Raw genomic sequence first — 12,568 nt, 5'->3', positions numbered from 1 at the left:
TGAGATATGAACTAGGCCATGATGACTTCCTGTTCGCACCCTTTCGCCTCCTTGGATGGGCAACCCGGCTCGCCTCTGTACCGTCAGTTATATGACCGAGTACTCGCCGCCATCGCCGCTGGCACGCTTTCCCCTGGTGACCGATTGCCTTCGGTGCGAGCTCTCGCCAAGGATCTCGGCGTTGCTCGTGGCACCATCGAGCTGGCCTATTCGCTGCTCACGAGCGAGGGCTACCTCTTGGCCCTGGGGCAGAAGGGCACCGTGGTCAATCCCGAATTGCAGAGGCCGCTACTGTCTGCACCCGCTTTATCCGTCAGCAGCGAGGTGATTGAAAACTCCCCAGACGCACTATGGCGTCCACCGCAACTTTTGCCGTTTCAGATGGGAGTGCCTGCAATGGATGAGTTCCCACGCAAGATCTGGGCGCGCTTGGGTGCCCGTTATCTGCGAGGCATGCGTTCAGGCGATCTGGACTATCCGCCGCCGCACGGCCTGCCTGCCTTACGCAGCGCCATAGCTTCATATCTGCAGGTGTCTCGAGGTATCGATTGCGGCGCCCATCAGGTATTTATCACCAGCGGCTGGCGCAGTAGCCTGTCGCTGATCGCACATACTTTACTGCGCGCAGGGGAGCGAGCCTGGGTCGAAGATCCTGGCTACCCAACCACGCGCCAAGTGCTTCGTCAATTCGGTATTGAGCTTGAGGCAGTGCCAGTTGATGCCGAAGGTATGGATGTGGAGCAGGCCATTGCCAGGCATCAGGCTGCACAGGTCGTCATGGTGACGCCGGGGCATCAAAGCCCATTGTGTATGGCGCTGTCTTTGCCTCGGAGACAGTTGTTACTCGATTGGGTGGCCCGGAGCGATGCCTGGGTTGTCGAGGATGATTACGACGGCGAGTATCGCTATGTCAGTCGCCCCTTGCCGGCGTTGGCGAGCTTGGATCGCAACGGGCGCGTGCTGTACGCCGGAACTTTCAGCAAGGTGCTTTTCCCCGGTATCCGCCTTGCCTACCTAGTGGTGCCTCAGGGGCAAGTGGCAGCGTTTGAGCGTGTAAGTCGGGCGTTATTCTCCGCAGGCTCGCCAGCGATTACTCAAGCGCTGGTTGCAGAGTTCATTGTCGAGGGGCATTTCACTCGGCACATTCAGCGCATGCGAAGGCTCTACAGCGAACGACGCGCTTTGACTATTGAAGCGTTGGAGCGGAGTTTACCCAATGGACTGCTGGTGGAGCGCTCGCCAGGAGGGATGCACCTGGTACTCCGTTTGCCGGAGGGAGTAGTCGACACTGCCCTGACTGAGCAACTGCTGGCCAAAGGCATCGCCGTGCAACCCTTGTCGCGATGGAGTGTTTCGTCGCGGCGTCAATCTGGGCTGCTGCTGAGCTTCACCAACTGCGCCTGCGCTGCTCAGGGCGAGCAGCTTGGCGCGTTTATAAACCGTGCGCTCAGTTGAGGTTGGCTTTGGTCAGGCCGAACACCTCATCCGACGAACCAGGGACTGCCTGAAAGGCCACATTGAGGCGATTCCAACCGTTGATGGCGACAATCAGGAACGACAAATCCGACAGATCCTGTTCGGAAAACTGCTCACGCACATCCGCGTAGAGGCTTTCAGGTACACCATGGGATGGCAGTTGGGTCAGGGCTTCTGTCCAGGCGAGCGCCGCGCGCTCTATTGGCGAGAACAGTTGCGATTCACGCCAGACCGCAATGTGATGGAGGCGCAATTCGCGCTCGCCATGGATCTTGGCTTCCTTCACGTGCATATCCACGCAGAACGCGCAGCCATTCAATTGAGACGCCCGCAGCATTATGAGGTGGGCCAGGTCAGCCAGTAGCGGCTTCTTACTCAGTTGCATCGTCAGCTCCACCAGCTTATTGGAAGCCTGAGGCGACTGTTTGAAGTAATCAAGACGGTTGTTCATGGCGGTCACTCGCAGCGGGTTTAGGGTTGTTGGAGCCCACAGTAGCCACGCGTGGTCTAGCCAGACAGGGCCAAGAAAAGACCTTTCAACTAAGCCATACAGTTCTGATTCGCGATTTGCCGTTCGCCGTTCGCCGATGTTGCCAAGCCGGTTGTCCGTGAACCCGGCGGAAGGCCACCCAAAGCCGGTGTATAAACTGGCACAGTAAGCGGCAACTGAGTTGCGATGCGCGATAGTTCTGGGGTGGATAACAGGTGCAGCGCCTTTGTGAAGACTGATTCCTCTCGCCGGTCGACAACGCCGAAACAGATCGCAAGAGAGTGGGGCGGTGGGCGGTCAATCCGCAGTTCGCAGAGCAACTCGGGCGTGTTTACGAAGAGTGGAGTGGCATTTTCCTCTCAAAGAAATTCGATGCGACCGGATTTTCAGTCCTATAACGCACTTGAGAACACAGCCATTGGTGCGTGTCAAAAAAACCTATTTGTCGTCATTTCGACAAAAACGAATAATGGTCAAATTGACTCGGTATAGCTTCAGCACCCTGATTTTCATGACGTTTGAGGTTGGCATGAAATGTGTCAGTGATGGGTAAATGGTTTAATACCCAAGGAGCTGAAACATGAAAAGTGAGTTCGACAATCGTGTCGCTGTGGTAACCGGAGCAAGTTCAGGCATCGGACTGGCAGTCGTTCAACGATTACTAAGCTATGAAGCGACGGTAGTGGCGATGTCCCGTGGCCGGGGCGGCCTGGCTGCACTCAAAGACGTTTATGGTGATCGCCTCCATATTGTCAGTGGCGATGTTACGGTAAGTTCGGATCTTGAGAAGCTTGCACACTGCGTCTCCAGAATCGGGCCTGTAGATTTTCTAGTACCGAATGCAGGAGTCGCTGTATTTGAAGACAGCTTGGCGAGTGAGGGATTCGAGCGAAATTGGGCCATCAACGGAGCAGGTGCGCTTAACACGCTTTCAGCTTTGCGAGCCCAATTGGCGAGACCCGCTTCGGTTGTATTTGTGGGGACTTTTCTTTCCGCTTTGGCCTTCCCAGGCTTGGCTGGCTACATTGCGTCGAAAACAGCACTGACAGCGCATGCTCGAACCTTAGCCGTCGAACAGGCTGAGGCCGGAGTTAGAGTGAACGTCGTATCGCCAGGGCCAACAGCTACGCCGATCTGGCGATCATTAGGGTTGGATAATGCGACGTTGTCCTCAGTCGCGGAAACGGTCAACCAGCGCTTACTAGAGGGTAAGTTCCTTGAGCCGGAAGCGGTGGCAGATGTGATTCTGTTCCTTCTATCAGAGCGAGCACGTGGCATTTACGGCCAAGATGTTGTGGTAGATGGGGGGTATACCTTGCGGTAGGCGTTAGAAACGCATTGAGGTCGAGGAGACACCTATCCGGTGCGGATCGTGCTCTCGGCCTCTATTTTCTGCGCTAACTTTACCTCTAATTGACGTGATCAACTCGGGCCCTTGATTAAGTACATTCCCCCCATGGTTGCCCACCTTGTATCTATGAATCCTCAGCTGGCCGGTGCCGACACGCCCAGCACGCCTTGAACGAAAGACCCACATGGGCAAGCCCGCAGCGGTGACCACCTTTGCTATATGCATGCCTCATTTATGTCCGCTTTTGGCCGAAAGCGGTCATTCATAAGCGTCTGCTTCCGGCCAAAAGCGGACGTTCGACTGATTAGAATGAAGTGATTAAAGCTGCACGACTAAGTTGGTCAGGGGAAATGGTAAAGGCTTAATACTCGCCCGAACGACTGACGCCACCCTATCTAACCCGAACATCCTGGCCGGTTGCTCGGGTCGAGTCCGCTTGTGCACTTGACTCCTTGGTTCGCCTCCAGCCATTTCGTATGATGAGCAACCTTAGTTTGGGATGCTTGGCGTGAAACCAACATCAAAAAAAGCTTCAATCAATCCGCCCGTACCAATCGGCGTCACCCAGAATTTAAGCGATGCTGTAAGTCAGCTTTCTTGGGACGACTTGCGAATCATCAAAACGCTAAGCGAATGCGGTAATAGAGCAACGACTGCAAAGAGGTTGGGGATTAATGTATCCACCGTATCGCGTCGTGTGGCTCAAGTGGAAAAGACACTTGGGGTCGCTTTATTTGACCACCGCCGCTCTGGGTACATGCTGACGCCCGAAGGTATTGAATTAAGAGCGCTCGCCGAACGCGTCGAGCTTGATATCGTCAGCGTTACACGTCGGGTTTCTCGGGCAGGTCAAGGGCTGCTTGGAAAGCTTAGGATCACTACCAGCGACTCGCTGCTGCTGTATTTTCTCACGCCGATCATCGCCGACTTCAAGGCACTTAATGAAGGAATTGCCATCGAGGTTCTGGTTGGCAACGAGACGTTAAGTCTGGCTCGCGATGAATCTGACGTAGCGGTGAGAGCGACCAAAAAACCTGCCGAAAGTCTAGTCGGGCGCAAGCTCGCTTCGATCGCATGGGCGCCTTATGGCAGCATAAAACAAGCGACTAGTGCCCCGTTCGCAGAAGGCCAACCGTGGGTGTCCTATTCCGCAGGATTATGTGGACTGAAGGCCAAAAGCTACGTCGAAGACAGAGTCAGCGCCGACTGTATTTCTTATCGTACGGACTCAGTCGCGGCCGCGAGCGTCGCCATTGCGGCAGGACTTGGTTATGGGTTTCTTCCGTGCATGCTGGGTGACATTACGCCTGGGTTAACACGCGTAGGGCCAGTTGTGCGCGAGCTACAGGACGAGCTCTGGCTGCTTACGCATCAGGACATTCGAAAGTCATGGAGAGTCAAAGCATTCATGACTTTTTGTGCAGCAGCCGTAGCGCATCAAAAGCCTTTGATCGAAGGGCAGCTGAATCTCCCGGTTGCGCAGGGCGAAACCGGGAGCGTCTCTTAGTCGGCGCTAGATCCGATGACAGCCTTGCAGACAATTTCAATCAGCTGTGAACGTTGAGCCAACCTGGATACACCGATGATATTGCTCGCGCACTGGGGCCGCTCAGTGCGATATGCGGCTTTGCGCACATCACCTACCACGGCGAATGCCGCGTCCATATCCAAGACGTAGAGCGTTTCTTCGACGACATCATTAAGGGTTGCTCCATAGAGCGCGAGCAACTTGGCGATGTTGTCGTAGGAGACGCGCATCTGCTCTCCTATCGATGAGAAATCGCTCGGTTTGCCCTCGCTATTCAGGGGCGCGGGAGCAACGAGATTACCCGCCTCATCGTGGTTGAACTGACCCGAGATATAGATCTCGTTTCTAACTTTTCTGGCCTGGGGGTAGCCGTAGCCCTCCTCCCATGAGACTCCCCAGTAAGCGGTGTTTTTGCCGTGCGGTTGTGAAGCAGCCATTGCTTTCTCCTTGCAGATGACGGATCGAATGACGTCGATTCGAGTTGTCGGGAAGCAGAGGCTAGCACTGGAAACACTATTGAAAATGCGCAATTTTGCGCCTCCAGCAGCGCAAAAATGCGCCCCCATCTCGACGCGACTTCCGTTAAATTTTTCCCAATCGACTGACCGCTGGATTGAGCTAATCAACCGGCTACTGGGAAAAAGGAATCAGGATGAAAAAGGAAACATGCGCGTCCTCACTTAAGGATTTGACTAAACAAACCGGACATTTGAAACCTTGGCAGATCCAGCGCGCCAAGCAGGTGATGCTCGATAACTTGGACGCAGGTATCTCCGTGGCAGCTATCTCACAAGCGTGTGCGCTATCGCGCAGCCATTTCACCCGTCAGTTTAAAAGAAGCACTCTCGTCTCACCCAAAGAATGGATGCGAGAGCAGCGGATTTTGAGGGGCAAGCAGCTACTTCAGACGTCGAGATTGCTAATTGCGGACATTGCACTGGAGTGTGGCTTCTCTGACCAGTCACACTTCTGTCGAACATTCGTGCGAACCGAAGGTGTAACTCCGCGGGCTTGGAAACAGAACAATCAATCGCCTGCGCTGTGACTTGATGAGCTGGATAGCGGAGCTAAGTCGTACCTGGAGGCTTAACCCTAGGAGGCGACGCATGGGAACGGCGCCTCGGTCGCATTACGGTAAACACACAATCATCGCCCGCTAGTGGCCGTTAACGGTCGAGTGCGAGCGTCTGCTTTTGGCCGAAAGCAGCCGTTCACGAACGACTACCTTCGGCCAAAAGTAGCCCTGATGGAGGGCTATAACTCTCTGATGCTCAGAATAAACGGGGGATGACAGCGGGGTAGAAAAATAGGCTGTAAGTCGACGCTGCCTCATAACACCACCCACGATAGAGAAGCCATCGGGCTTTCTATTTTAGGCGAACGAAAGACCATTCAACGCTACAGGTGAGAATTGGCGGTATGTGCTTCTCCCTTAATAATACTGGCCTACGGCGAGCAAGCTCTCGAGACACGTCTAATCATAACCCCTATCCTCCGAGCTTGACCGGTTGAGGAAGGAGCTCTCGGCTGAAGAGGGATTGCGACGGCGAAAAGTCCGTATCCCAGGCGAACGCAGTGGCGCTCGAACAATCTCGGTCGGTACCCAGGTGACGGTTAGCGGCGAAAGAGCCACTGCAATGGCGAACGCATTCAGTCCCCCTGTGCCGATAACATCAGAGCAGATAGCCCTTTTTTCGCCATTGAAGGTACATGCGGCAAGATTATCAAAGAGCATCCGAGTGCGAGCTTTATCTGACTGTTGTAAAGGTGGCCTGGACTGAGCCTGCAAGAGAGATTGGAAATCTGCTCCATCACTCGTTGCCCGCATCCTGGGTTCTGATGTTGGCCAGTCGGATGGTGCTGGCGGTACTGCAGAAATACCGGTCATCGGCATGCCTCATATCACGCTTGGTGTCATGAATCTCGCCAGTGTTCCTGGCGTGACAGTTCCGTTCTTTGCTTCATCAGATCCCGCTGAACCAGTTGTAGCCCTGGTCTTCCCAATACCCGCCCGGGTTGTCGTTGCTGACGAAAATCTCGACAACATGCTTGGGGTTTTTGAATCCCAGTTTGGTGGGGACCCGAACCCTCAGCGGATAGCCGTACTCGGGCGGCAGCGCCACGTCAGCGTAATCCAGTGCCAACAGCGTCTGCGGGTGCAAGGCAGTCGGCATGTCCAGACTGGAGTAGTAACGATCGGCACATTTGAAACCGACAAATTTCGCTGTGGTGTCGGCGCCGATGTGTTCCAGGAAGGTTTTCAGCGGTACACCTCCCCATTGACCGATCGCGCTCCAGCCCTCAACACAGATCAGCCGAGTGATATCGCTGCGTTGCGGCAGCTTGCGCAAGCTTTCGAGTGTCCACGGCGCCTTGTCCCTGATCCGGCCGGAGACGGCGAGCGAGTAACTGGTCAGGTCTACTTCAGGGATATCGTCCTGACCATAGAAAGCGTTGAACGGAAACGGCTTGGTGATCTGCGCGCGGGCGAAGGTCGGCGCCAGTTTCCGTCCACTGAACAGCCACGCCTGGACCCGGTCGTTCCAACGCGACATGGCCCAAAGCACTTTGTCGACCTGATCGCCTTCCTGCAGGTTGCAACCGGTCAGCATCGACATCGCGCCAACCGTCAGGCCGGCCCGAAGAAAATGCCGGCGCTGAATGTTTTCCAGTTCAAGCTGTTGCGCAGGTTCAATCCTGACGCGCTGACGCGTTGTTATTTTAAATTCAGTCATGACCCATTTTTCTCGTTATTAGGCGTCCGCACTCCACCCGTGATCATTGGCACCAGGGTTTTTGGTACCAGAATCACCAAGACCAGGTGAATCACTACAAACGCTGCAATCATCGCCATGGCCGCAAAATGTACGTAACGAGCAACGTCATAGCTGCCCAGTAACGCGACCAGCTCTTGAAGTTGAACCGGTTTCCAGATCGCTACACCCGAGATCACGATCAGTACACCTGCCGCCAGCACGATCCAGTACATCAGGCGCTGTACTGCGTTATAGACACCCTTTTCATGCACCAGCCGAAAGCGCAAGGCATCGGTCAGATCATGCTTCAATGCGGCAATGCCGATGGGCAGCAGCTCACGTTTGAAATGACGACTGGCCAACCCGTACAGCACATAGATTGCGCCGTTGATCAGCAGCAGCCACATGAACGCAAAATGCCAGGCAAGTGCCCCGCCCAGCCAACCGCCCACGGTCAATGACACCGGAAACCTGAAACTGAACAGTGGCGAGGCGTTGTAGATAGCCCAACCGCTCATGAACATGCAGACCATGCAGGCCGCATTGAGCCAATGGGTGAGGCGAACCGGCCAGGGATGCAGTTTCTTCTGTCTCACGTGGTTCCCCTTGCAAGCCTTCCGTGTAGCGGAGCGTTGCCAGACGGCAACGCTCAAGCTTTCTCAGATGATTACATCGGTGGCTGGAAGCCATCCTTGCCGACTGCAATGCCGCGTGCGGTGCCATCTGCAGCGGGGAACACGACGATTTTCGTTCCTTTGACCAGCTCATCGGCTTTGCCTGGCTCGACGTAGGCGATAGGCACGTCATCCGGCACGACGATTTGTTTCTCGCCGCCCTGGTAGTTGACGGTCAACGTGCGGCCGTCGGTTTTGGACAGTTTGCCAACGGTGCCGTTGGTCATGGTGCCAGTGCTGCCGTCTGCGTTCTGCCAACCGTAATGACCTTCGCCGCTGCCCTTGAGCCTGGCGTCGAATACCGTGACCTCAAGCGCCTTCAAGGTTCCGTTGGCCTGCGGGATGGCCGCCGAGCCGATGAAGCTGTCGGATTTGATCGAGTCGATATTGGCCTTCGATACCCGGCTGATACCGGTCTTGTCAGTCAGTCCGATCGTCTGCTGGGCGCCAGAGCGGACAGTGAAGGTCAGCGTGTTGTTGCTGACGCTTTCCACCGTACCGCGCAGTGGTTTGATGACCGGCATGTCGGCGGCGGTGGCAATGACGGCAGCGCTGAGCATCACCAAACCGAACGTGGTAGACAGGGCGTTTTTGAGTTGCATGGCGACGATTCCTCATGGGTTGATGTGTCGCCATCCTCGACCGCAGACCGGGACGTCACGATGACCGTCGAATGACATTTTTGTCATTCGCCAACCCTGACCATGTATGACAGAAATGTAACCGACTGCGCCCGCTCATCCCGTTACACTGCACAGCCGAGATACCGATGTCGCGGACTTAACCCCGTCATGAAGAAACCCGAGCGCGCCTGACGATGCATATCCTGCTGATCGAAGATGACACCAAAACAGGTGAGTACCTGAAAAAGGGGCTCGGTGAGTCCGGTTACAACGTCGACTGGACCCAGCATGGCGCTGACGGCCTGCACATGGCCTTGCATACGACCTATGACCTGATCGTGCTGGACGTGATGTTGCCCGGGATTGACGGGTTTCAGATCATCGAGCTGTTGCGCGCCAGACAAGACGTACCCGTGCTGTTCCTTACCGCGCGCGACCAGTTGCAAGACCGCATTCGCGGTCTGGAACTGGGCGCCGATGATTACCTGATCAAACCTTTTTCGTTTACCGAACTGCTGTTGCGCATCCGCACTATTCTGCGCCGCGGTGTCGTGCGCGAAGCCGACCATTTCCACCTTGCCGATCTCGAACTGGATCTGGTCCGGCGCCGCGTGACCCGCCAACAACAGGTGATCGTGCTGACCAACAAGGAGTTCGCCCTGCTCCATCTGTTTCTCCGTCGAGCCGGCGATGTGTTGTCCAGGACACAAATCGCTTCGGAAGTCTGGGACATGAATTTCGACAGCGATACCAACGTGGTGGACGTCGCTGTCAAGCGCCTGCGCAACAAGGTCGACCAGCCCTACCCGATCAAGCTGATCCATACCATTCGCGGTATCGGCTATGTCTGCGAGGTGAGGCCATGCGGTCCCGACGCCAACCCTCGCTGACGCTGCGATCGACCGTGGCGTTTGCCATGGTCGCGATGCTGGCCGTGGCCGGCGCGGGCTTCTATCTGTATCAGACGATGAAGGCCTCGGTATTGGTCTACAGCGATCACGCGGTGATGGGCCGTCTGGAGCATTTTCGCAAGCTCCTGCATTACGAACTCGCCATCGAAAAGCTGCGCGACAGCCCGCAGATTTTCAAGAACATGCTCGACAGCGAAGACGACATCTTCATCATTGAAGAGCCGGGGCAGCCACCGGTCATCCAGGTCAATCCACTCAACGTCACGTTGCCTGAACTGCCGGTGATCGGCCAGGACACAAAGCTGAGCGTCAGTGATCTGCGCAGCGGCGTGACCGACTCGGGAACAAGGCTGCGCGCCGCCTCCGTAGTCACGACGTCGGGTGGCCGTGTAGTCCGATTGACGGCCGCCCACCTTATGGGCAAGGAAATGGCGATGCTTGCAGCGTATCGCGAGCGCATCTACCTGGCCGTGGCCCTTGCCTTTCTGGCAACCGCGTTGCTGGGTTATCTGTTATTGCGTCGCGGGCTGCGTCCGCTGCGCAAAATGGCCGCCCATGCCGCAGCCATAACGCCTGAGCGTCTGCACAGCCGTATGGACAGCGCCGATACGCCGGTTGAATTGCAACAGCTGAGTGACGCCTATAACGCGATGCTTGATCGTCTTGCTCAGGGTTATCAGCGACTGACGCAATTTTCCGCCGACCTTGCCCATGAAATCCGCACGCCGGTCGGGTCGTTGATGGGACATTGTCAGGTTGCCCTTCGCCAACGCCGTAGCGAGGACGAATATCAGGCGCTGATCGCTTCGAACCTTGAAGAACTCGAACGGATCTCGCGCATCGTCGAAAGCATTCTATTTCTGGCGCGCGCCGATGAAGCGCAAGCCGTAGTGGAGCGCCAGCAACTGTCGCTGCATGACGAATCACAGCGCATCGCTGAGTATTTTGAGGGTTTGGCTGAAGAGCGGCGAATGAGCTTCCAAATAACGGGCGATGGTATCGTGCTCGCTGACCCCTTGCTGCTGCGCAGAGCGTTGAGCAACCTGGTGGCGAACGCTGTTCGCTACGCTTACGAGGGCACCGAGATTCTGATACGGGTATTGGAAACCCACGGAGGTGCCCGGATTGAGGTGGAGAACCAAGGGCCGGTGCTGGGCGACGAAACCCTGGGCAAACTCTTCGACCGCTTTTACCGTGGCGATGCGTCTCGGCACCAGAATTCCGACTCCTACGGGCTTGGCCTCGCCATTGTCGTGGCCATCATGCAACTGCATGACGGCCACGTGGGTGTCGAACAGCCAAGGGCCGGGACTATTCGTTTTTCGCTGTCGTTCCCTTGAGCTGCTCGAACGGTGCAAACTGTTCTTCGCCCGCTGCGGGTACCCAATCTTTTAACGGCGTCAGGAAATGCATTTCAAAACGACGTGACAGGAACGCCCACTTTCCGTCCCGACGTTCAAACCTGTCGTGGTAAAGACCGCTGACTTGCACCGGGCCTTTTTCAATGTCATGAAACAGGCAATCCGCAGCTACCGTGCCCACTGCGCTGTCACCCTCGATTTCAATCAGCGGGTTGGCCATCCAGTGGTGCATATGGGGCATCTGGCGCCAGCTGTTTTGCGCCATCGCCAGGATTTCGTCACGGTTTCCAGCCTGGCCAAAACCCGGTAGATCCAGTGTCGACTCTTCGTGCCAGATTGAGCTAAGAAGCGAGGCGTCGATGCGGTCGAAAGCATTGGCGTAGGCGCTGATCAGCGACTCGATGGCGGCGCGACTTTCCAGGGCGTCCAGTCGGGCTGTCAGTTGTTCATTGTTCATGATGAGGTTTCCTGCAGGGGCTGCGCATAAGCGAGGAAGGCAGCCCTGCGCGAGGGCTGCGCTAGGTTGAGCACGTGGTCAGATCTGCGACAGGCCGCCGTCGACCATCAACTCCACACCGTTGACATATTTCGCATCGGCAGACGCAAGAAACAGCGCCGACGAGGCGATTTCCTCAGGCTCGGCCATGTACCCCAATGGCGTGATCTGCTCGACGTGCTGACGCAGCGCGGCGACGTCGGTTTCGCTCATCTTCAAGCCGTTATCCATCAGCGGTGTGCGGGTGAAGCCAGGGCTCAGGACATTCGCTCTGATCTTGCGACCTTTGAGTTCGTTGGCCCACGTCCTGGCAAAGGAACGTACCGCGGCTTTGGAGGCGTTGTAGAGGCTCAGTCCTTCCATGCCATTGCTGGAACAGATAGAGGCCGTCAGCACGATCGAAGCGCCATTTTTCAACAATGGCATCAACGTCTGTACAGTAAAAAAGACTCCCTTTACGTTGATGTCGAACATGTTGAAATAGACGGCCTCGGTGGTCTCGCCCAGCGGGTTCTTTTCACAAATACCCGCATTGGCAAACACTGAGTCCAGTTGATCGCCGTGCGCCTCAATCGTCGCCTTGAGCTCGTCCAGATCAACCTGGCGCGCGACATCGGAAATGACCGCGACCGCCCTGTCGCCAAGCTTGGCCACCGCAGCCTCCAGCGTGGCTGCAGAACGCCCGGTGATGTAAACGCGCCTGGCGCCCTCGGCAATCAAACCCTGTGCAATCGCAAATCCGATCCCGGTGGACGCGCCGGTGACGACTGCGACCTGATCAGCGAATTTACCTGACATAACTGACTCCTCGATTTCGGTTGTGTGGCTCGACTGGAACCACAGTGCGGCCATTTTGCGAGGAGGCAGGGGCGCAGCGGCACTGCCATAAATGAACATTGGCC

Annotated in this window: 13 protein-coding genes; 6 read left to right on the top strand and 7 right to left on the bottom strand. The window is 56.2% G+C overall.

Annotation, left to right across the window (positions count from 1 at the left end; all coding sequences use genetic code 11):
• The first annotated feature begins 18 nt into the window (after nucleotides 1–18).
• Nucleotides 19–1,455, top strand: coding sequence for a MocR-like pyridoxine biosynthesis transcription factor PdxR (pdxR, locus tag ACV8MC_RS16065; protein ID WP_122506016.1), 1,437 nt, complete (start codon nucleotides 19–21; stop codon nucleotides 1,453–1,455).
• Here the strand turns inward: pdxR and ACV8MC_RS16060 are convergent.
• Entirely contained in the window at nucleotides 1,448–1,927 is a 480-nt protein-coding gene (locus tag ACV8MC_RS16060; RefSeq protein ID WP_122506017.1) for a carboxymuconolactone decarboxylase family protein, read from the bottom strand. The genes pdxR and ACV8MC_RS16060 overlap by 8 nt on opposite strands.
• 619 nt (nucleotides 1,928–2,546) lie before the next feature.
• On the opposite strand from ACV8MC_RS16060, the gene ACV8MC_RS16055 reads away from it, so the two are divergent.
• Entirely contained in the window at nucleotides 2,547–3,290 is a 744-nt protein-coding gene (locus ACV8MC_RS16055; RefSeq protein WP_122506018.1) for an SDR family NAD(P)-dependent oxidoreductase, read from the top strand.
• 526 nt (nucleotides 3,291–3,816) lie between these two features.
• Nucleotides 3,817–4,824: a LysR family transcriptional regulator gene (locus ACV8MC_RS16050; RefSeq protein ID WP_080902523.1), complete on the top strand. Its 1,008-nt coding sequence runs from the start codon at nucleotides 3,817–3,819 to the stop codon at nucleotides 4,822–4,824.
• On the opposite strand, the gene ACV8MC_RS16045 is transcribed toward ACV8MC_RS16050, so the two are convergent.
• Entirely contained in the window at nucleotides 4,821–5,282 is a 462-nt protein-coding gene (locus ACV8MC_RS16045) for a RidA family protein (protein WP_457262584.1), read from the bottom strand. The genes ACV8MC_RS16050 and ACV8MC_RS16045 overlap by 4 nt on opposite strands.
• 215 nt (nucleotides 5,283–5,497) lie before the next feature.
• Here ACV8MC_RS16045 and ACV8MC_RS16040 point away from each other — a divergent pair, with 215 nt between their 5' ends.
• The gene (locus tag ACV8MC_RS16040; protein WP_042609818.1) at nucleotides 5,498–5,890 is read left to right on the top strand and encodes a helix-turn-helix domain-containing protein; all 393 of its coding nucleotides are present in this window, start codon (nucleotides 5,498–5,500) and stop codon (nucleotides 5,888–5,890) included.
• Between the two features lie 919 nt (nucleotides 5,891–6,809).
• Here the strand turns inward: ACV8MC_RS16040 and ACV8MC_RS16035 are convergent.
• From ACV8MC_RS16035 to ACV8MC_RS16025, 3 genes are all read right to left on the bottom strand, one after another.
• The gene (locus ACV8MC_RS16035) at nucleotides 6,810–7,580 is read right to left on the bottom strand and encodes a molybdopterin-dependent oxidoreductase (protein WP_457262582.1); all 771 of its coding nucleotides are present in this window, start codon (nucleotides 7,578–7,580) and stop codon (nucleotides 6,810–6,812) included.
• On the bottom strand, nucleotides 7,577–8,134 hold the full coding sequence (locus tag ACV8MC_RS16030; protein WP_431078550.1) for a cytochrome b/b6 domain-containing protein: 558 nt from the start codon (nucleotides 8,132–8,134) through the stop codon (nucleotides 7,577–7,579). Before ACV8MC_RS16030 ends, ACV8MC_RS16035 begins: the two co-directional genes overlap by 4 nt.
• Nucleotides 8,135–8,268: 134 nt before the next feature.
• Nucleotides 8,269–8,877: a hypothetical protein gene (locus tag ACV8MC_RS16025; RefSeq protein WP_042609816.1), complete on the bottom strand. Its 609-nt coding sequence runs from the start codon at nucleotides 8,875–8,877 to the stop codon at nucleotides 8,269–8,271.
• A 215-nt stretch (nucleotides 8,878–9,092) separates the two neighbouring features.
• Here ACV8MC_RS16025 and ACV8MC_RS16020 point away from each other — a divergent pair, with 215 nt between their 5' ends.
• Nucleotides 9,093–9,788, top strand: coding sequence for a heavy metal response regulator transcription factor (locus tag ACV8MC_RS16020; protein ID WP_039760267.1), 696 nt, complete (start codon nucleotides 9,093–9,095; stop codon nucleotides 9,786–9,788).
• Complete coding sequence (locus ACV8MC_RS16015; protein WP_039760264.1) at nucleotides 9,761–11,149, top strand: heavy metal sensor histidine kinase; 1,389 nt, start codon at nucleotides 9,761–9,763, stop codon at nucleotides 11,147–11,149. Before ACV8MC_RS16020 ends, ACV8MC_RS16015 begins: the two co-directional genes overlap by 28 nt.
• On the opposite strand, the gene ACV8MC_RS16010 is transcribed toward ACV8MC_RS16015, so the two are convergent.
• Nucleotides 11,121–11,627, bottom strand: a complete 507-nt coding sequence (locus ACV8MC_RS16010; protein ID WP_042609814.1) for a nuclear transport factor 2 family protein — start codon at nucleotides 11,625–11,627, stop codon at nucleotides 11,121–11,123. The genes ACV8MC_RS16015 and ACV8MC_RS16010 overlap by 29 nt on opposite strands.
• A 78-nt stretch (nucleotides 11,628–11,705) precedes the next feature.
• Nucleotides 11,706–12,464 (bottom strand): SDR family oxidoreductase, encoded by a 759-nt coding sequence (locus ACV8MC_RS16005; RefSeq protein WP_457262578.1) that lies wholly within the window; start codon nucleotides 12,462–12,464, stop codon nucleotides 11,706–11,708.
• Nucleotides 12,465–12,568 lie beyond the last annotated feature (104 nt).

It is taken from the genome of Pseudomonas sp. PK-RTE-24 (assembly GCF_054052265.1).
Note: the sequence above shows the minus strand (reverse complement) of the source record. Positions and strands in the feature narration are given on the sequence as shown.